Origin of the sequence: Streptomyces sp. NRRL B-24484 (assembly GCF_000717715.1) — a bacterium.
Taxonomy (GTDB): Bacteria; Actinomycetota; Actinomycetes; order Streptomycetales; family Streptomycetaceae; genus Kitasatospora.
The window spans coordinates 258,755-279,629 of record NZ_JOAI01000002.1 but is presented as its reverse complement, the minus strand read 5'-3'; the positions used below and the strand labels follow the sequence as shown (position 1 = coordinate 279,629).

7 protein-coding genes and 2 pseudogenes are annotated in these 20,875 nt (G+C 75.2%); all 9 read left to right on the top strand.

What is annotated here, in order from left to right:
* Positions 1 to 624 precede the first annotated feature (624 nt).
* The 9 genes and pseudogenes from IE98_RS0103275 to IE98_RS0103245 all read left to right on the top strand — a co-directional run bounded on the left by IE98_RS0103275 (position 625) and on the right by IE98_RS0103245 (position 20,842).
* Positions 625 to 897: an acyl carrier protein gene (locus IE98_RS0103275; protein ID WP_234443387.1), complete on the top strand. Its 273-nt coding sequence runs from the start codon at positions 625 to 627 to the stop codon at positions 895 to 897.
* The gene (locus tag IE98_RS0103270; RefSeq protein ID WP_052390058.1) at positions 881 to 1,774 is read left to right on the top strand and encodes an alpha/beta fold hydrolase; all 894 of its coding nucleotides are present in this window, start codon (positions 881 to 883) and stop codon (positions 1,772 to 1,774) included. The genes IE98_RS0103275 and IE98_RS0103270 overlap by 17 nt, the downstream gene beginning before the upstream one ends.
* A gap of 79 nt (positions 1,775 to 1,853) precedes the next feature.
* Positions 1,854 to 5,342 (top strand): annotated as a pseudogene (locus tag IE98_RS50415) (beta-ketoacyl synthase N-terminal-like domain-containing protein); the annotation flags it as partial.
* Between the two features lie 67 nt (positions 5,343 to 5,409).
* Positions 5,410 to 5,493: pseudogene (locus tag IE98_RS51835) on the top strand (hypothetical protein); the annotation flags it as partial.
* Between the two features lie 65 nt (positions 5,494 to 5,558).
* Positions 5,559 to 8,255, top strand: coding sequence for an SDR family NAD(P)-dependent oxidoreductase (locus tag IE98_RS50405; protein ID WP_267882311.1), 2,697 nt, complete (start codon positions 5,559 to 5,561; stop codon positions 8,253 to 8,255).
* An 83-nt stretch (positions 8,256 to 8,338) separates the two neighbouring features.
* The gene (locus IE98_RS49975; protein WP_030263669.1) at positions 8,339 to 15,625 is read left to right on the top strand and encodes a beta-ketoacyl synthase N-terminal-like domain-containing protein; all 7,287 of its coding nucleotides are present in this window, start codon (positions 8,339 to 8,341) and stop codon (positions 15,623 to 15,625) included.
* A 29-nt stretch (positions 15,626 to 15,654) separates the two neighbouring features.
* Positions 15,655 to 17,286: a PfaD family polyunsaturated fatty acid/polyketide biosynthesis protein gene (locus IE98_RS0103255; protein ID WP_052390057.1), complete on the top strand. Its 1,632-nt coding sequence runs from the start codon at positions 15,655 to 15,657 to the stop codon at positions 17,284 to 17,286.
* Positions 17,283 to 18,992, top strand: a complete 1,710-nt coding sequence (locus IE98_RS0103250) for an acyl-CoA dehydrogenase (protein WP_030263664.1) — start codon at positions 17,283 to 17,285, stop codon at positions 18,990 to 18,992. The genes IE98_RS0103255 and IE98_RS0103250 overlap by 4 nt, the downstream gene beginning before the upstream one ends.
* 50 nt (positions 18,993 to 19,042) lie before the next feature.
* Entirely contained in the window at positions 19,043 to 20,842 is a 1,800-nt protein-coding gene (locus IE98_RS0103245) for an acyl-CoA dehydrogenase (protein ID WP_030263663.1), read from the top strand.
* The last annotated feature ends 33 nt before the right edge of the window (positions 20,843 to 20,875 follow it).

Below are 20,875 nucleotides of genomic sequence, written 5' to 3'. Positions count from 1 at the left end.
CCTCCGTGCGGTGGTCGGCGCACAGCCGCGGGGTCGCCGCGGCGCGCTGACGTGACCATAACCAGGCGCCGGAGCGGGCGGCAAGGGGTCGTTGAACTCTGGACCATGTCGGCGGTGCCGGCCGTCCGGGCCGCCGTCCGCCCGCCGGCCGGACGCGCCAAGGCGCGTGCGTATTCGAAGCACGGGCCGGACGGCGCATCAATTTTCTTTTTACGGGCAGAGTTTCGGACCGATATTCCGTCCGGTCAGTACATTTCCTCGGCGTTGCAACCGCGTTGATTTACGCGGAGTTGGTTGCATGCGTGAATGCCACTCGCGTACGGTCCTGACCCGGGACGCGGCGGAACTGCCCGCTGCGCTCTCTCCGTCACCACTCAACCACTGAACGACCGCCCGCCGTACCGGAGTTGTCGCAGGCAGAGGCCTGTCGTCCGCCGGTCGCGGCCGGTCGCGCCATCGTGTGAAGAGCCCGGATTCCGTGTCTGCCGCGCGCCGTCGGCGCGTGATTCGGGCTGCCTTCCCGCAGTATCGGCTTTGCCGCCGATTTACCTGCGGGTGGCTCTCGGAAAATGTTCCGACCGGACGAAATCACCGTACCCTGGGGAAGGACCGACCGTGCCTGTCGTGACCGCCGTTGAGGCCCAGCAGTGGCTGATCGAGAAGATCGCCCACCGGCTCTCAGTGCCCTCGGAGGACGTTCCGCCGGAGACGTACTTCGACGAGCTCGACCTCGACTCGACCGAGGCGCTCATCCTCGCCGGGGAGATGGAGAACTGGCTCGGCTTCGAACTCGGGACCACCACCCTCTGGTACCACCCGAGCATCAAGGACCTGGCCGAGTACATCGCGGAGGAGTCCGCCGCACGCGCCGGGGAGAACCATGCGGCCTCGGCATGACGCCGGCCCCGCCGTCGTCCACCGGCTGACCGAGGCCGGCGACGGCCTCGGCACGGTCTTCCTCGTCCACCCCGGCGCACTCGCCGCCGGCGTCCACCGCACCCTCGCCGAGGCGCTGCCGCCCGGCACCGGACTGACCGTCCTCGACCTGTCGGGGCACCCCGCCTACTGGGAGGCCGCCCTCACCGGCGGCCGCGCCGACACCACCGTCGAGGAACTCGCCGACCGTATCGGCGGGGAACTCGAAGCCCTCGACGACGGCGGCCCGCGGACCCTGGCCGGCTGGTCCTTCGGCGGCGTGGTCGCCCAGGCCCTGGTCGAGCGGATGCCCGTCGGGCGGCGGCCCGACCGGCTCGTCCTGCTCGACAGCATCGCGCCCACCCCGGAGTACCAGCAGCCCGACGACGCCCTCGAACCGGCACTGCTGCTCGGCTGGTTCGCCATGTACCTGGGCGCCAAGCGCGGCCGGCCGGTCGACGTCGACCCACAGCTGCTCGCCGGCGGCGGCACCGAGGACGGCCTGCGCCACGTCCTCGCGGCCGCCGCGGCCGGCGGCGCCCTGCCCGCCGACACCGCACCGGCCGGCCTGCGCAAGCTCTACGACACCTACGTGGACGGGCTGCTGCGCAACAACCGGCTCACCGCCCCCTACACCGCCCGGCCCGCCACCGTGCCGCTGGTGCTCGTCACCGCCGAACGCAGCCTGCTGCCCGGCGACCGCACCCTCGGCTGGGAGCCGCTCGCCCCGCACGGGCTGGAGGTGCACCGCAGCCCCGGCGACCACTACACCATGCTCAGCCGGCCGGACGCCGCCGCCGTGATCGCGCGCCTGGTCCGCCCCGCCGCCGCACGGCGCGCACCCGCAACGAAGGTCTGACGCAGGCCCGTCCGTACGGGCCCGGCCGCCCGCAAGCCCAGGCCGGCGCCCGGCCCTCCGAGCCCGAGAGAGCCCTGCCGTGAACACCTCGAAGCCCACCAGCCCCCTGCCCGACGCGGATCTCGGCCGCCGGCTCGCGGACGAGCCGATCGCCATCGTCGGCCTCTCCGCGCTCTTCCCCAAGTCCCGCGACCTGCGGGAGTTCTGGGGCAACGTGATGTCCGCCGCCGACTGCATCGAGGACGTGCCGAGCACCCACTGGGACGTCTCCGAGCACTACGACCCGGACCCGTCCGCGCCCGACAAGACCTACGCCAGACGGGGCGGCTTCATGCCCACCGTCCCGTTCAACCCGATGGAGTTCGGGCTGCCGCCGACCACCCTGGAGGTCACCGACGTCCTCCAGCTGCTCAGCCTCGTCGTCGCCCGCGACGTGCTGCGCGACGCCGGCGCCGACCGGCCCTGGTACAAGCCCGACCGCACCGGCGTGGTGCTCGGCATCACCGGCGCCAACCAGCTCACCCAGCCGCTCTCCGCCCGGCTGCAGACCCCCGTGCTCAAGGAGGTCGTCCGCAGCTGCGGCCTCAGCGAGCGTGACGCCGAGGAGATCGCCGAGAAGTTCAAGCTCGCCTTCGCCCCCTGGGAGGAGAACTCCTTCCCCGGCATGCTCGGCAACGTCGTCGCCGGCCGGATCGCCAACCGGCTCGACCTCGGCGGCACCAACATGACCATCGACGCCGCCTGCGCCAGCTCGCTCGCCGCCACCAAGGCCGCCGTCAGCGAACTGCTGGAGCACCGCGCCGACACGATGATCGCCGGCGGCTGCGACGCCGAGAACACGATCTTCATGTACCTCTGCTTCAGCAAGACCCCCGCCTTCTCCAAGGCCGGCCGGATCCGCCCCTTCGACAAGGACGCCGACGGCACCCTGATCGGCGAGGGCATCGGCATGTTCGCGCTGCGCCGCCTCGCCGACGCCGAACGCGACGGCAACGAGGTCTACGCCGTCATCCGCGGCATCGGCTCCTCCAGCGACGGCCGCTTCAAGTCCATCTACGCCCCGCGCAAGGAGGGCCAGGCGGTCGCCCTGCGCCGCGCGTACGAGGACGCCCGCTGCACCCCCGACAGCGTCGAGCTCTTCGAGGCGCACGGCACCGGCACCGCCGTCGGCGACGCCACCGAACTCTCCGCCCTCGCCGCCGTCGTCGCCGACACCACCGGGGAGCGGCAGTACGCCGCGGTCGGCAGCGTGAAGTCCCAGATCGGCCACACCAAGGCCGCGGCCGGCGCCGCCGGCATGATCAAGCTGGCGCTCGCCCTGCACCACAAGGTGCTCCCGCCCACCATCAACGTCGACGAGCCCAACCCCGCGATCGACTTCACCGCCGGCCCGTTCTACGTCAACACCGAGAGCCGGCCCTGGATCAAGGACCCGCGGCGCACCGACCGCCGCGCCGCCATCTCCTCCTTCGGCTTCGGCGGCACCAACTTCCACTTCGTGCTCCAGGAGCACGGCGACGGCGATGACCTCAAGGTGATGTTCCCCGTCGCCCGGGTCCACCTCTGGCACGCCGCCGACCCGGCCGCCCTCGCAGCCCGGCTCGCCGACGGCGCCCCCGCCGCCGAGGGCCCCGCCCCCGCCGACCACGCCCGGCTCGCCCTCGCCGCCCGCGACGAGACCGAACTCGCCGAGCTGCGCGCCCTCGCCGCCGCCGAGCTGCGCGCCAAACCCGACGCAGCCGACTGGGCCCACCCCCGCGGACTCTGGTACCGCCGCCGGGCCGCCGACACCGGCAAGGTCGGCGCCCTCTACGCCGGCCAGGGCAGCCAGTACGTCAACCCCGGCCACCGCGCCGTCCTCGCCCTGCCGCCGCTGCGCGCCGCCTTCGACCGCGCCAACCGCGAGTTCGACGGCGCCGAACTGCTCTCCCGGGTGGCCTTCCCGCCGCCCGCCTTCTCCACCGCGGCCCGCACCGCCCAGGAGGAGTCGCTGCGCCGCACCGCGTACGCGCAGCCCGCGATCGGCGCGCTCGCCGCCGGCCAGTACCGCTACCTCGGCGAACTCGGCTTCGCCGCGGACGGCCACCTCGGCCACAGCTTCGGCGAGCTGACCGCCCTCTGGGCGGCCGGCGCCCTCACCGACGACGCCTACTTCGCCCTCGCCCGGGCCCGCGGCGCCGCCATGGCCCCGCCCACCGACCCCGGCTTCGACGCCGGCGCGATGGCCGCCGTCAGCGCCCCCGAGGCGAAGGTCGCCGAACTGCTCGCCGACCACCCCGAACTGGTGGTGTGCAACCGCAACGCGGCCGACCAGATCGTCGTCGGCGGCCCGACCGCCGCGGTGGAACGGCTGGTCGCCTCGGCGGCCGGAGCCGGGCTGCGGATCTCCCGGCTGCCGGTCTCCGCCGCCTTCCACACCCCCTTCGTCGGCCACGCCGTCGAGGCCTTCCGCGCCGCCGTCGACCAGGTGGAGGTCCGCCCGCCGCTGCGGCCCGTCTACGCCAACACCCCCGGCGGCCGCTACGGCGACGACCCCGCGGCCAACGCCGCCCTGCTCGCCGAGCAGCTGATCAACCCGGTGCACTTCGCCGACCGGGTCGAGGAGATGTACGCGGCCGGATTCCGCACCTTCGTCGAGTTCGGCCCCAAGGGCGTCCTCACCCAGCTGGTCGCCCGCATCCTCGGCGACCGCCCGCACCACGCCGTCCGGCTGGACGGCGGACCGGGCGCCGACGCCGACCTCGCCCTCAAGCGGGCCGTCGCCCAACTCGCCGTCCTCGGACTCCCGGTGTCCGTCGCCGACCGCTACACCGCGGCCGCGCCGGAGGCCGTCCCGAGCAAGGGCATGACGGTGCCGCTGAACGGCATCAACCACGTCTCGGACGCCCGCAAGGCCGCCTACCGCGAGGCCCTGGAGAACGGCTACCGGGTCACCCCGGCCACGGCTCCCGTGCCCGAGGTGACTGCTCCGGTCATGGGGCCCGTGGCCCCCGCTCCGGTCGCCGGGCCCGTGATCCCCGCCCCGACGGCAGTGGCGCCGCCCGCACCGCTGCCCGAGGCCCTGCCGCCGGAGCCCGCACCCGTCCCCCTCCCCGCGAGGAACGCCGTCCAGGAGAACGCACCCGTGGACCACGACCAGGCCGCCGCCGCGGCGTCCGACCGACTGCCCGAGCTGATCGCCGACCACCTCGCGCTCCACGACGACTACCTCAACGGCCAGCTGCAGAGCGCCCAGCGGCTCGCCGGCCTGCTGGAGAACGCCGCCGGACAGGGCCGGGTCGACGAGGTGCTCGCCGGCGTCACCGCCGTCAAGGAGCACGGCCTCGCCATCGGCCGCACCCACCTGCGGGCCAACGAGATCCTCCGCGACCTCGCCGCCCTGGAACTCGGCGGCGCACCGGCCGCGCCCGCCGGGCCCACCGCACCGAGCGCGCCCGCGCAGCCGCAGGCAGCGGTGGCGGCTCCGCCGGTCGCCGCCCCCGCACTGCCGGCCGCTGCCCCGGTCGCCGCCCCCGCACTGCCGGCCGCTGCCCCGGTCGCCGAGTTCGTGCCGGTGCCCGCCGCCGAAGCCCCCGTCGCACCGGCTCTGCGCGCTGTTGGAGGTGGTGGCGCAGAAGACCGGTTATCCGGCGGAGATGCTGGAACTGGGCATGGACGTGGAGGCGGATCTGGGGATCGACTCGATCAAGCGGGTCGAGATCCTCGGTGTCCTCTCGGAGCGGTTCCCGAGTGAGGTGCCGGTGGGTCCGGAGCAGTTGGGTGAGCTGCGGACGCTGGGGCAGAGATGCTGGAACTGGGCATGGACGTGGAGGCGGATCTGGGGATCGACTCGATCAAGCGGGTCGAGATCCTCGGTGTCCTCTCGGAGCGGTTCCCCAGTGAGGTGGCCGTCGGCCCCGAGCAGCTCGGCGAACTGCGCACCCTCGGCCAGATCGTCGACTTCATGACCGGCGCGATCGGCGGCAACGACACGCCCCCCGCCACCCCCGCCGTCACTGCCGTCACTGCCGCGCCCGAGGCGTCCGCCGCTCCCGCGCCCCGTCCGGAGCCCGCCGCGCCGAAAGCCGGAGCGATAGGCCGGGCGCAGGCCGCGCTCCTCGAACTCCCCTCCCCGGACGTGCTGGTGGACGCCTACCCGCAGGGCGCTGCGGCACTGCTCGTGGACGACGGCGGGGAGCTCGTGCCGCTGGTCGCCGAGCGGCTGCTGGCGCAGGGCCGGGCCGTCCGGGTGCTGCGGCTGCCGTCCGTCGCCCGCCGGATCGACGGCGTCGAGGACCACGCGCTCTCCGGCTGGGGCCCGACCGAACTCGCCGAGCGCACCGAGCAGACGCTGGAGGGGCCGGTCGCGCTGGCGGTGGTCTTCGACACCCGCCGGGACACCGAGTGGGCGGACGGCGTCCGCCGGCTCTCGCACGGGCTGCTGGTCGCCAAGCACCTGGTCGAGCCGCTGACCCGGGCCGCCTCGGCCGGCCGGGCGGGCTTCGTCACGGTGACCCGGCTGGACGGGGCCTTCGGCCTCACCGGCGTCGCCGAGGACCTCGTCCCCGCCGGCGGCTACGGCGGCCTGGTGAAGACGCTGGCGGTGGAGGCCCCCGAGCTGTTCTGCCGGGCCGTCGACCTGGCGCCCGGTGTCGCCGACCGCACGGCCGCGGAGCTGCTGCTCGCGGAGGTCTCCGACGCCTCGGCCGAGCCGGTGCAGGTGGGCCTGGACGGCCGCCGCCGGGTCGCCCTGACGCTCGCGGAGCGGCCCACCGGCCTGGCCTCCGAACCCGGTTCCGCCACCGCGGCCGAGCTCGGCCCGGACGACCTGCTGGTGGTCACCGGCGGCGGACGCGGCATCACCGCCCGCTGCGTCGCCGACCTGGCCCGTGCGCACCGTCCCGGCCTGCTGCTGCTCGGCCGGACCGAACTCGGCGAGGAGCCGGACTGGGCGGCCGGGGTGACCGGTACCGCCGAGCTGAAGGCCGCTGCTGTCGACCGGCTCAGGGCGGAGGGGGAGAAGCCCACCCCCAGGCGCGTCGAGCAGCTGTACCGGGCGGTGGTCGGCGAGCGGGAGGTCCGCGAGACCCTCGCCGAGCTGAAGGCCGCCGGCTCCGAGGCCGAGTACCTGGCGGTGGACATCACCGACGCCGCCGCCACCGCCGCCGCACTGGCCCCGTACGCCGGCCGGGTCACCGGTCTGGTGCACGGCGCCGGGGTGCTGGCCGACCAGTTGATCGCCAACAAGCGGGCCTCCGAGGTCGAGCGGGTCTTCGCGCCGAAGCTCGGCGGGCTGCGCGCGGTGGTGGAGGCGCTGCCGGCCGACCGGCTGCGGCACGTGGTGCTGTTCTCCTCGGTGGCCGGGTTCTTCGGCAACCAGGGGCAGTCGGACTACGCGATGGCGAACGAGGTGCTCAACGCCTGGGCGTCCTCGTTCCGGCGGCGGCACCCCGCGGCCCGGGTCAGCTCGCTCAACTGGGGTGCCTGGGACAGCGGGATGGTCTCGCCGCAGATCAAGGCGGTGTTCCAGGAGCGCGGCATCACGCTGATCCCGGTGGAGACCGGAACGGCCCTGTTCACCGGCCAGTTCGCGGCCGGGCGGACCGAGGACACCGTCACCGTGCTCGGCCCGACCACCCCGCTGTCGGTGCGCGAGCCGGCGGGGCCCGCCGCCGCGGTGGTGCTGGAGCGCCCGGCGGCCGCGCTGGCCGGCGAGCCGATCGTCGCCGACCACGTGATCGGCGGGGTACCGGTGCTGCCCGCGGCGCTCGCCCTCGGCTGGGCGGTCGGCGCGGTGGAGCGGCTCAGCGGCGGAACCGTCCGCCAGGTGCGGGACTTCGCGGTGCACAAGGGTGTCCTCTTCGACGAGGCGCTGCCGGAGCGGCTGCAGCTGGCGGCCACCCCGGCGGGCGACCGGGCCAGCACCGAGGTGGTGATCCGCTCGGTCGCCGCGGACGGCACCGTCCGCCCGCACTACGCGGCGACGGTGGTGCTCGGCAACGACCCGGCGACGGAGCTCAACCACCCGACCCTGGCCGGGCTGCCGGCCGCGGGCGGCGGACGCGACGCCGGCGGGTTCTACGCCGACGGCACGCTCTTCCACGGCGCCGCCCTGCAGGGCGTCCGGCGGGTGCTGGCCGAGGACGAGTCCCGGCTGGTGCTGGAGTGCGCGCTGCCCGAACCGGCCGCGGCCGCAGGGGCGTTCGCCGGTTCGCTGTACCGGCCCGGCACGACCGACCTGCTGCTGCAGGCGGGCCTGGTCTGGATGCGGCTGTTCCGCGCCACGGCGAGCCTGCCGCTCTCGGTGGCCCGCGCCGAACTGCACCGGGCACCCGCCGACGGCGAGACCTTCCTCGCCGTGGTCGAACCGGCCTCGGTGAACGGCACCTCGGCCAGCCTGACGGTCACCGCCGTCGGCCACGGCGGGCGCGTCCTCGCCCGGCTGAGCGGGGTCAGCCTCGTGTCGACCCCGCAGCTGGCCGCGAAGTTCGCCCGCAGCTGACGCACCCGACCCGGCAGGTCCGGCCGGCCGCACCCCAGCAGGCCGGCCGGACCGCCGCACGGACCGGAGGGACCACCGCTTCCATGAGCACGTACGCCATCGTCGGCCTGTCCTGCCTGTTCCCCGGCGCCGAGACGCCGGACCGGTTCTGGCAGAACCTCGTCAGCGGGACGGACAGCCGGGCCGAGGGCGGCCCGGAGGTCTTCGGACCGCCCGCCGACCCCCGCGACCTCGACCCGCAGCACCGCATCACCTGCACCCGCGGCGGCTTCGTCCGCGGCTTCGCCTTCGACCCGACCGGCTACCGGATCGCCGCCGAGCGCCTCGCCGGCCTCGACCGGGTCTTCCACTGGTCGCTGCACACCGCCCGCGAGGCGCTGCGCACCGGCGGCCACCTCGACCGCCCCGAGCTGCTCGCCCGGACGGGCCTGGTGCTCGGCAACTACTCGTTCCCGACGCCCGGTTCGGCCGACCTCAGCCTGCCGCTGGTCGAGCAGGCCGTCCGCACCGGCCTGCGCCGGGCCGGCCTCGACCTGCCCGGCCGCCCCGACACCGCCCTGCACCGCGACCCCGCCGACGCCCGGGTCAGCGGCGCCCCCGCCCGGATCGTCGGCGCCGCCCTCGGCCTCGGCGGCCCCCGCTACGCCCTGGACGCCGCCTGCTCCTCCGCGCTGTACGCGCTGAAGCTTGCCTGCGACCACCTCGCCACCGGCCAGGCCGACCTGGTGCTCGCCGGCGGCGTCTGCGCCCCCGACCCGACCCTGATCCACCTCTGCTTCTCCGACCTGCACGCCTACCCCGAGAACGGGTTCAGCCAGCCCTTCGACGCCCGCTCGGCCGGCATCCTCACCGGCCAGGGCGCCGGCATGGTCGCCGTCCGCCGGCTGGAGGACGCGCTGCGCGAGGGCGACCGCATCCACGCCGTCGTCGACGGCATCGGCCTCTCCAACGACGGTGGCGGCCGCCACCTGCTGGTGCCGGACGAGGCCGGCCAGCACCGCGCCTACGAACTGGCATACCGCGCATCGGGCCTCTCGCCCGCCGAGGTCGACTACCTGGAGTGCCACGCCACCGGCACCCCGATCGGCGACACCACCGAGGCCGCCTCGGTCGCCGGCTTCTTCGGCGCGCACGGCGAACTGCCGCTGCTCGGCTCGGTGAAGGGCAACATCGGCCATCTGCTGACCGTCGCCGGCCTGAGCAGCCTGCTCAAGGTGGTGCTCGCCATGGAGCACGGCCACCTGCCGCCGACCGTCGGCGTCACCGAGCCGGTGCCCGGGCCCGGCGGGGCGGCCGCGACCGCCCTGGTCCGCACCGGACGGGACTGGCCCGCCGCGGCCGGCGCCCGCCGGGCCGCCGTCTCCGCCTTCGGCTTCGGCGGGACCAACGCGCACGTGGTGCTCTCCGACGCCGTTCCGGCGCAGGCCGCCGACCGGGAGCCGACCGTGCTGCCGGCGCCCGACATCGTCGGCCTCGGCGCGCACTTCGGCGCCTTCGAGTCGGCCACCGCCTTCGAACGGGCCGTGCACGACGGGCTGGACTCCTTCCGCCCGCTGCCCGAACGCCGCTGGCGCGGACTGGAGGAGAGCACCGACGGCACCCTCGCCGCGGCCGGGGTCGGCCCCGGCACCCCGCCGGTCGGCGCCTTCGTCGACACCGTCGGCCTCGACCCGGTCGACCACCGGATCCCGCCCGCCGACCTGCGCAACTACAACCTGCAGCACGCGCTGATGTCCAAGGTCGCCGACGAGGCGCTCGGCGACGCCGGGTACAGCCGCACACCCGCCCCCGGCACCTCCGCACCCGAGGCCCGCCGGATCGCCGTCGTCATCGCCATGGAGATCGAACCCTCCGCCCACCTGCACCTGGCCCGCCACCGGATCGGCGCCCAGCTGCGCGAGCTGCTCGCCGGCACCGACCTGACGGACGCGCAGCGCGAGCGGCTCACCGCGATCGCCCGCGACGGCGTGCACGAGCCGATCGTCGCCAACGAGGTGCTCAGCTACATCGGCAACATCATGGCCAGCCGGATCTCCTCGCTGTGGAACCTCACCGGCCCGTCCTTCACCGTCTCCGCCGAGGGCGCCGGCACCGCGCAGGCCCTGGACACCGCCCGGCTGCTGCTGCTCGACGACAGCGTCGAGGCCGTCCTGGTCGGCGCCGTCGACCTCGCCGGCTCGCCGGAGAACCTGGTGCAGCGCACCGCCGCCCACGGCGCCCCCGCCACCGGCCCCGGCCTCGCCTTCGGCGCGGGCACCGGCGGCTGGCGGATCGGCGAGGGCGCCGGAGCGGTCGTCCTCACCCGCTCCGGCGAGGGCCGCAGACCCGCCTACGCCCGGCTGGACGCCGTCGCCGTCCGGCACGCCGCCCCCGTCGGGGGCGAACTGCCCCGGGCCGACGCCGGCGCGCTCGCCGAGGCCGCCGCCCTCGCCCACGACGCCGCCGGGATCACCGCCGCCGACATCGGCTACCTGGAGGCGCACGCGGCCGGCACCGCCGCCGAGGACGCCGCCGAACTCACCGCGCTGGCCGCCGTCCACCCCGCCGGCGCCCCCGGCCCGGCGCTCGGCAGCGCCCGCGCCCACATCGGCGACGCCCAGGGCGCCGCCGCGATGGCCGGCCTGCTGCGGGCCGTCCTCGCCGTCCACCACGGCTACCTGCCGGGCGTCCCCGGCTGGCAGCGGCCCGCCCCCGAACTCGCGGACCGGCTCGCCGCCACCGGCTGCCACCTCGCCGGCACCTCCCGCCCCTGGCTGCGCACCGAGCGGACCGGACGACGGCACGCCGCCGTCTCGTTCATCGCCGAGGGCGGCGCGCACGGCCGACTGGTGGTCTCCGCGGCGGCCACCAGCGGCGCCGTCGAGGAACGGGCCTGGCAGCGGGCCGGCGGCCCGGTGCTGCTCGCCCTCGGCGCGGACGACCCGGCCGAACTGCTCGCCTCGGTCGAACGCCACCGCGGCCTGCTCGCCGACGGCGCCGACCCGTACGCGCTCGCCCGGGCCGCCGCCGAGGCGCTGCCCGCCGGCACCCCGCGGGTGGTGCTGGTCGGCCGGGACGCCGAGGAGCTCGACCGCCAGCTCGCCGCGGCCGCCAAGGACCTGCCCGGCGCCTGGGAGCGCGGCGAGGAGTGGGCGACCCCGGCCGGCAGCTGCTTCACCCCGCGCCCGATCGGCCCGGACGGCAAGGTCGCGCTGGTCTACCCCGGCGCGGTCACCTCCTACCCGGGGCTCGGCCGGGACCTGTTCCGGGCCTTCCCCGGCCTGCTGGAGCGCTTCGAGGCCGAGGTCGAGCGGCCCGACGACACCTTCCGCGCCGCCCGGCTGCACCCGCGCACCCAGGTCGACCCGGGCCGCCGCGAACTCATGGCCCTGGAGGCCGAACTGGGCGAGGACCTGCCGTTCATGCTGGCCACCGGCACCACCTTCGCGATCCTGTACACCGACCTGGTGCGGGACCTGCTGGGCGTCCGGGCGCACGGCGCCTTCGGCTACAGCCTCGGCGAGTCCAGCATGCTGTTCGCCACCGGCGGCTGGCAGCGCGGTGCCCGCCGCGACGACCGGATCGGCGCCACGCCGATCTTCCGGCACCGGCTGAACGGACGGCGCACCGCCGTCCGCGAGCAGTGGGGCCTGGCCGACTCCGTCCCCGACTCCGCGGTCTGGGCCGGCCACGTGCTGCTCGCCGACGCGGAACGCGTCCGCGCCGCGCTCGCCCGCTACGACCGGGTGTTCCTCACCCACGTCAACACCCCGGGCGAGCTGGTGATCGCCGGCGATCCGGCGCAGTGCCGGGCGCTGATCGAGGAGCTGGGCTGCCCCGCGGCCCGGTCACCCGTCAACGGGGTGATGCACTGCCCGGTCGTCGACCCCGACCTGGACGGCCTCGCCGGGCTCAACGACCACCCAATGGGCTCCGCCGGCGGCCTGGAACTGCTCAGCGCCTACGACTACGGGCCCGTCCCCGCCCTGGACAGCGCCGGGACGGCCCGCCGGATCGCCCACACGCTGCGCTCCACGATCGACTTCCCGCGGCTGGTGCGGACCGCGTACGACCGCGGCTTCCGCTACTTCGTCGAGGTCGGCCCGGGCGCCACCTGCACCCGCTGGGTGCGTGAGACGCTCGGCGAAACCCCGCACGTCGCGGTCTCCGTGGACCGGCGCGGCGTGCCGACCGCCCGCACCGTCGCGCAACTGGCCGCCCGGCTGCTCGCGCACGGCGTACCGCTCGACCTCGTCGGCCTGCTCGGGCCCGCGCCGGCGGTGCCCGCCCGGCGCCGGGTGCCCTTCCCGGTCGGCGGCGGCGCGTCCGTCCCCGCCCGGATCGCCGCCGCGGCCGCCGAACTGCTGGCCGAGCCCGCCGCGGCACCCGGGCCCGCCGCCGCGCCGGAGCCCGTGCTCGCCGCGGTCGCCGCCGTTCCCGCCCCGTCCGCCGTCCGTGCGGCCGGCGGCGGAGACCCCCGCCTTCCGTTGCCGGCAGCGCCGTCTGGCCCGCCCGGACCGTCCCCCCTCTCGCCGGAGGAGCAGATGCCCGCCGATCCGACCCTCGCCGACCCCGAGGTCATCGCCTTCGACGGCGAGCCGATCTCCTTCCTTCCGTGGAGCGAGCCGGCCGCCGACGTCCCGCCCGCGCCACCGGCCCCCGCCGCACCGGCGGTGACCGCACCGCCGGTGACCGCACCGGCCGCGGCCGCGCAGCAGGCGGGCTACGGGGCCCAGGACCTCGTCCGCGAACTGCGCGACCAGCTGATGGCCACCCACTCGGTGGTGATGGAGACCCAGCGCGTCCTGCAGGACAGCACCCTGGCTCGCACCGAGGCGCTGCTCGACGGCCCGCCCGCCGACCCCGGCCCCCTGCCGGTACCCGAGCCGCAGGCCATCGAGCTCGCACCCCGGCTCGAACTGCCGCCCGCGCCCGTCCCGGCCGTGCCGGTGCCGGCCGCCCTGGAGCCGACCGCGGTCGTCCCGGCCGGGGAGCCCGGCGTCATCTGGGACGAGGACGACCTGCTCGCCTTCGCCACCGGCCGGATCGCCGACGTCTTCGGCCCGGCCTTCGCCGAGATCGACGGCTACGCCAAGCGCGTCCGGCTGCCCGCCCCGCCGTACCACTTCGTCACCCGGGTCACCGAGCTGCGCGCCGAGACCGGCGTCTACAAGCCGTCCTTCATCCGTACCGAGTACGACGTGCCGAAGGACGCCTGGTACGCCGTCGACGGCGGTGTGCCGCCGGCGGTCGCCATCGAGGCCGGCCAGTGCGACCTGCTGCTGATCAGCTACCTCGGCATCGACTTCCGCAACAAGGGCGAACGGGTCTACCGGCTGCTCGACTCCACCCTGGTCTTCCACGGCGACCTGCCACGGGTCGGGCAGACGCTGCGCTACGACATCTCGATCAACCGGTTCGTCACCCAGGGCGACACCACGCTCTTCTTCTTCAGCTACCTCTGCTACGCCGACGGCGAGCTGATCCTCGAACTCAAGGACGCCTCCGCCGGGTTCTTCAGCCAGGCCGAACTCGACACCCCGCTCGGCGTGGTCGTCACTGCCAAGGAGAAGGCCGCCCGCGCGGCCCTGACCAGGGCCTGGTTCAAGCCGCTCGCCCGGACGGAGAGGAACCACCTCACCGCCGCCGACCTCGACCTGCTCGCCCAGGGCCGCCCCGGCGAGGTCTTCGGCCCCGAACACGCCCAGGACGAGGGCCTCAACCCCGCGCTGCGCCTGCCCGACGCCCGGCTGCGGATGATCGACGAGCTGCGGATCGACCGCACCGGCGGCCCGCGCGGCCTCGGCGCCCTCACCGCCACCAAGCAACTGCAGCCCGACGCCTGGTACTTCGAGTGCCACTTCCCCGACGACCCGGTGCTGGCCGGCTCGATGGTCGCCGAGGGCGCCGTCCAGGCCCTGCAGACCTACCTGCTGCACCAGGGCATGCACCTGGTGCTGCCGGACGCGCGCTTCCAGACCGTCGTCGGCCTGCAGACCGAGGTGCAGGTCCGCGGCCAGATCACCCCGCAGCACCGGGAGATCCGCTACGAGATCGAGGTCATGGAGCTCACCCTGCTCCCGCGGCCCTCGGTGGTCGCCGACGTCCTGGTGTACCTGGGCGACAAGCCGGTGATCCGGATGCGCAACTTCGGCATCCAGATCCGCGAGAAGGAGGGCACCCCGTACCGGCCGGAGACCGGCGGCGTGCCGGCCTTCCTCGGCCGGCGCAACCGCTCCGGCGAACCCGCGATGATCAACGAGCTGCACCTGGCGCACGCCGCCAAGGGCGACCTCGGCACCGCCATGGGCCCCGAGTTCGACGTCTACCGGAACAGCCGCGCGCCGTACATCCCCAACGGGGACTTCCAGTTCGTCGACCGGATCATGCAGCTGAAGGGCGTCCGCGGCGACCTCGGACCCGGCTCGGAGATGGTCACCGAGTACGACTCCCCGGCCGACGCCTGGTACTACGCGCAGAACGCGCACCCGCACATGCCGAACTGCGTCCACATGGAGACCTCGCTGCAGGCCGCCATCCTGCTCGGCTACTACCTCGGCGCCACCCTCAAGCAGCCGGAGACCGAGTACGCCATCCGCAACCTGGACGGGCGGGCCACCCTGGTCAAGGACCTCGACCTGCGCGGCAGGACCGTCCGGCACCACTCCAAGCTGCTGATGACCAGCGCCGTCCAGGGCGCCGTGCTGCAGAAGTTCGGCTACGAGCTCTCCACCGACGGCGAGGTCTTCTACACCGGCGAGTCGCTCTTCGGGTACTTCAGCGACGCCGCCCTCGCCAACCAGGCCGGCCTGGACGCCGGGCAGTACGCCGCCCCCTGGATCGAACAGGAGAAGCCCGCCGCCGACCGCGTCCGGCGGATCGAACTCCCCGACGACGCTCCCGCCTTCACCGACCCGGCGGGCGGCCTGCTGCACCTGCCCGGCGGCCACTTCCACCTCGTCGACCGGGTCGACCTGGTCCGCGACGGCGGCCGGCACGGCAAGGGCTACCTGCACGGCCACCGCGCCGTGCGCCCCGACGAGTGGTACTTCGACTGCCACTTCCACCGCGACCCGGTGATGCCCGGCTCGCTCGGCGTCGAGGCCGTGCTGCAGGCCCTGCGGCTGTACGTGCTGGAGGAGGGCCTCGCCGAGGGCATCGAGCGGCCGCACTTCGCCCTCGCCACCGACGTCGAACTCGGCTGGAAGTACCGCGGCCAGATCCTCCGCCACGACGAGGAGCTCCGCTTCGACGTGCACGTCCGCGAGGTCCGCCGCGAGGACGGCCGGCTCGTCGTGGTCGCCGACGCCGACCTGTGGAAGCCCGGACTGCGGATCTACGAGCTCACCGGCGTGGCCGTCGAGGTCCGGTCCCAGTCGGCCACCCCCTGACCGCCCGCCCGAGGAGACGGAAGCCCATCATGAACCACCCCCAGACACCACTGCTCTGGCAGGGCGAGCAGTATCCGAGCACCGACCCGGCCGGGATCTACCAGGCCCTCGCCGACCTGGAACGCCCCTGCTTCGTCGTCCGCACCCCGCAGGGCATCGGCACCGCCGCGGGCGGCCGCGCCGTCCCGTCCGGCGGCCGCGGGAGCGGCCTGCCACTGCTCGCCGCTGCCGCACCGCTGCCCCCGCAGCGGCTCGGCTCGGCCGCCTTCCTCGCCGCGCACGGCGTCCGCCAGCCGTACCTGGCCGGGGCGATGGCCGGCGGCATCGCCTCCGCCGACCTGGTGATCGCCCTCGCCCGGCAGGGCTTCCTCGGCTCCTTCGGCGCCGCCGGACTGCTGCCGGAGAGCATCGCGAAGGCGCTCGCCCGGTTCGCCGCCGAGATCCCCGGCCTGCCCTACGCCGTCAACCTGATCCACAGCCCCAGCGAGGAGCGGCTGGAACGCGAGGCCGTCGAACTCTTCCTGCGGCACGGCGTGCGCTGCGTCGAGGCCTCCGCCTTCATGGCACTCAGCCCGCACATCGTCCGCTACCGGCTGGCCGGGCTGCGCCCCGGCCCGGACGGCCGCCCGGTCGCCGAGCACCGGGTGATCGCCAAGATCTCCCGCACCGAGACCGCCGAGCGGTTCATGCGCCCGGCCCCGGCCGCGGCCGTCAGCTCCCTGCTGGAGCAGGGCCTGATCACCCCGCTCCAGGCCGACCTCGCCAAGTACGTGCCGATGGCCGACGACATCACCGTCGAGGCCGACTCCGGCGGCCACACCGACCGCCGGCCGCTGCCCGCCCTGCTGCCCAGCATCCTGCGGCTGCGCGACGCCGTGCAGCGCGAGCACCGCTACCCGGCCCCCGTCCGGGTCGGCGCCGGAGGCGGGCTCGGCACCCCGTCCGCCGTCGCCGCCGCCTTCGCGATGGGCGCCGCCTACGTGGTCACCGGCTCGGTCAACCAGTCCTGCGTGGAGTCCGGCGCCTCCAAGGCGGCCAGGGCGCTGCTCGCCGAGGCCGGCATCGCCGACTGCGAGATGGCCCCCGCCGCCGACATGTTCGAACTGGGCGTCGAGCTGCAGGTACTGAAGAAGGGCACGCTCTTCCCGATGCGGGCCAAGAAGCTGTACGAGCTCTACCAGGCGTACGACGGACTGGAGGCGCTGCCCGAGGCCGAGCGCGCCCGGCTGGAGGCCCAGGTCTTCCGCCGCCCGCTCGCCGACGTCTGGCAGGAGTGCGTCGGCTACTTCGAGCGCCGCGACCCCGAACAGCTCGCCCGCGCCACCGGCAGCCCCAGGCGGCGGATGGCCCTGGTCTTCCGCTGGTACCTGGGAATGAGCTCGCGCTGGGCCGTCACCGGCGACCCCGACCGCACCCTCGACTACCAGATCTGGTGCGGCCCGGCGATGGGCAGCTTCAACGACTGGGTGACCGCCAGCTACCTCAAGGCACCCGGCAACCGCCGGGTCGCCGAGGTCGCCCACCACCTGATGCGCGGAGCCGCCTTCCACACCCGGATCGCCCAGCTGCGCACCGCCGGCGTGCACGTCCCGGCCGCCGCCGCGGACTACCGGCCCGTCCCGCTGGAGTCCGCCGTCACCACCCCGGAGGGCGTCGGATGACCGGCCCGCTCGACGGACCCGGCTCCGCCGCCGCACAGCTGGAACAGCTGCTCGGCCCCGCCGAGGACCCGGCCAACCCGTACGGCTTCGCCGCCGCCGCCCGCCGCGACGAGGCGGGGGAGTACCCCGAGGAGCTGGCCGCCGCCCTGCGCAAGGCCGGATTCCACCTCGACTACCTGCCCGCCGACCGGGGCGGCACCTTCCGCTCCTTCGACCGCAGCCTGCTGCTCGTCCGCACCGCCGCCCGGCGCGACCTCAACGCGATGCCGGCCACCATGTTCTCCATCACCGCCGCCACCTGCGTCCGGCTGCACGGCTCGCCCGCCCAGCAGCAGGAGGTCGCCGAACTGCTGCGCGGCGGCGGCGCGGTGGCCTTCGCCCTCTCCGAGGCCGAGCACGGCAGCGACCTGCTCGCCAACACCGCCCGCCTCGAACGCGACCCGGACGGCCCGGGCCTGCGGCTCACCGGCGAGAAGTGGATGGTCGGCCTCGGGCAGCGCTGCGAGGCCGCCTACGTGGTCGCCCGCACCGGGGAACGCGGACCGGGCTCCTTCACCGCCGTCCTGCTCGACCTCACCGACGCCGGCCCCGAACTCGACCGCGGCCCGGCCGTGCCGACCGGCGGCATGCGCGGCATCGACTTCGCCCACCTGCGCTTCGACGGCCTCCCCGTCCCCGGCAACCGGGTGGTCGGCCGCCCCGGCGAGGCCCTGGAGGCCGCGGTCAAGGCCCAGCAGGTCGTCCGGCTGATGTCCACCGCCGGCAGCCTCGGCTGCGCCGACACCGCCCTGCGGCTCACCCTCGGCTTCGCCGCCGAACGGCGCACCGGCCGCAGCCGCCTCCTCGACACCCCCCACCAGCGGCGGGAGTCCGCGATCGCCGCGGCCGCACTGCTCGCCGCCGACGCCGTCGCGCTGACCGCCGCCCGCGGCATCCACCTCGCCCCCGAGCAGTTCAGCATCTGGGGCTGCATCGCCAAGCACGTGGTCGCCGAGGCCGTGGAGGACGCGATCACCCGCTGCGGCGCCACCCTCGCCACCCGCGCCGTGCTGCGCACCGAGGGCCCCGGCGGCGGCCTCTTCCAGAAGCTCCAGCGGGACGCCGCCCTCGTCCGGGTCGTCGACACCAGCACCCTGGCCAACCTCCGCTCCTTCGCCGGCCAGCTGCCCGCCCTCGCCAAGGCCCCGGCCGGCCCGGCCGGGGACGCCGCGACCGTCTTCGCCCTGGACGCGCCGCTGCCGCCCTACGACCCGACCCGGCTCGACCTCAACGCCCGCGGCCGCGACCTGCCGACCGGCACCCTCGCCGCGATCGCCGGCCCCGCCGCGGCGGCCCTCACGGAGAGCGGCGCCCCGGAGACGGCCGCCCTCGCCGAACGCCTCCGGGACGCCCTGCGGGACCTGCCCGAGGAGGTCGAGCGGGCCGGCCCCGGCCTCGCCCTGGTCGACCTCGCCGAACGGTTCGCCTGGCTGCACGCCGCCGCCTGCTGCCTCCAGCTGTGGTGGGCGAGCCGCCACCTGCCGCTGCACGGGCAGCCGTCCGGCTCGACCGGCTGGCTCGGCGCCTGCCTCGGCTACCTGCTCGCCCGCGCCGGCGGCACCGACCCGCGCCGCACGGCCGAACCGCTCGCACCCGCCCTCGACACCGTGCTCGCGCTGCACCGGGAGAACCGGCTGTTCTCCGCCGTCCCCGTCCCGCTGGCCTGACCGACACCCCTGCACCCACGCGACCGATCCACGCGACCCGGAGGAGACCGGTGCCGAAGCCAGAACTCGACAAGCTCGCCGCCGAGCTGGAGGCCCACCTCGGCGACCCGCACGACCCGGCCGGCCGGATGCCGTTCGAGCGGATCCTCGACCACGACGAACGCGAGGAGTACCCCTACCCGTTCGTCAACCTGCTGCAGCGCTGGGGGGTCCACGAGTACAACATCCCCGCCGCCCAGGGCGGCCGGGCCGGCGACGTGGAGACCGGCTTCAACCTGCTGCGCCTCGTCGCCCGCCGCGACCCGACCACCGCCACCGCCCTGATCATCACCAGTCTGGCCTTCCTGCCCGCCTGGATCGCCGGCACCGACGGGCAGAAGCAGTACCTGGTCGACGCCATGAAGCGGGGCAGCCGCTACGCCTGGGGCCTGTCCGAGCGCAACCACGGCAGCGACGTGCTCGGCAACGAACTGCGGGCCGACAAGGTCGAGGGCGGCTACCTGCTCACCGGCGAGAAGTGGCTGATCGGCAACGCCCGCGTCGCCGACGGCCTCACCGTCTTCGCCCGCACCAAGGAGTCCGGCGGCCCCGCCGGCTACTCGATCCTGCTGCTGGAGAAGCGCCGCACGCCGGCCGGCTCCGTCGAGGAGCTGCCCAACGAGCGGCTGCACGGCCTGCGCGCCATCGACATGAGCGGCATCCGGGTGGACGGGGTGTTCGTCCCCGACTCCGCCCGGCTCGGCGCGGAGGGCGCCGGCCTGGAGATCGCCCTGCAGACCTCCCAGGTCGCCCGCACCCTGATCGGCTCCATCGCGCTCTCCGCGGTCGACACCGCACTGCGCGGCACCCTCGACTTCACCGAGCACCGGATCATCTTCGGCCGAGCCGTCAGCGACATCCCCTACTCCCGGCGGCAGTTGGCCGAGTGCTTCGCCGACCTGATGGTCGCCGACGCGGTCAGCCTCGGCGCCGTCCGCAGCCTCCAGCTCGTCCCGGAGCAGGCCAGCGTCTGGTCCTCGGTCACCAAGTACCTGGTGCCGACCATGCTGGAACGCACCATGTCCCAGCTCAACGTGGTGCTGGGCGCCCGCTTCTACCTCCGCGACGACCCGCACCACGGCATCCACCAGAAGATGCTCCGCGACCTGCTGGTGGCCAACTTCGCCGACGGCAACACCGTGGTCAACCTGAAGAACCTCGCCCTGCAGCTGGACGGACTGCTCGCCGCCGCCGTCGAGCCGCCCGCCGGTGCCGCCGCCGCGGCCGAGGAGCGGGTGGCCGACCTGTACGGCATGGACCGGCCGCTGCCGCTCTACCGCCCCTGGGACCAGGAGCTGTTCAGCCGCGGCCGGGACGACGCCCTGCTCGCCGCGCCCGCCTCGCTCGCCGCCCTGCGCCGCCTCGCCGACGGGGCCGGGAACACCGGGACCGCCGAGGGCGACCGGCTGCGGCGCGCCGCCGACACCGCCGCCGAACTCCTCGGCCGCGCCGCCGCCCTGCACGCGCGCAGCCGCACGCTCAAGACCGGACTCGGCCGCGAGTACGGCCAGTCCGCCGAACTCTTCGACCTCGCCAAGGAGTACTGCCTGCTGCACGCCGTCGCGGCCTGCGTGCACACCCACGTCCACTCCGCCGCCGCGATGGAGGACCCGCTGCCCAGCGGTGCCCTGCTGCTGCTCCAGCTGGAACGGCTGCGCCGGCACTGGTACCCGCACGAGGCCGTCACCGACGCCGCCGACGTGGACGCGGTGATGGCCGTGCTGCGCCGGCTGCACCGCGGCGACCGGCTGTTCTCGTACTGGCAGTTCCGGCTGGCCGCGCGCACCGGGCCCCGCCCCGGCGCGCAGTGACCCCCCGCCCACCCGCACCGCAGCGGAAGGAGA

Excerpts from the sequence above, each read along its gene's own strand:
- IE98_RS50405 (WP_267882311.1), top strand. The coding sequence starts at position 5,559 with ATGCTGGAACTGGGCATGGACGTGGAGGCGGATCTGGGGATCGACTCG.
- IE98_RS0103270 (WP_052390058.1), top strand. The coding sequence starts at position 881 with ATGCGGCCTCGGCATGACGCCGGCCCCGCCGTCGTCCACCGGCTGACC.
- IE98_RS0103250 (WP_030263664.1), top strand. The coding sequence starts at position 17,283 with ATGACCGGCCCGCTCGACGGACCCGGCTCCGCCGCCGCACAGCTGGAA.
- IE98_RS49975 (WP_030263669.1), top strand. The coding sequence starts at position 8,339 with ATGAGCACGTACGCCATCGTCGGCCTGTCCTGCCTGTTCCCCGGCGCC.
- IE98_RS0103255 (WP_052390057.1), top strand. The coding sequence starts at position 15,655 with ATGAACCACCCCCAGACACCACTGCTCTGGCAGGGCGAGCAGTATCCG.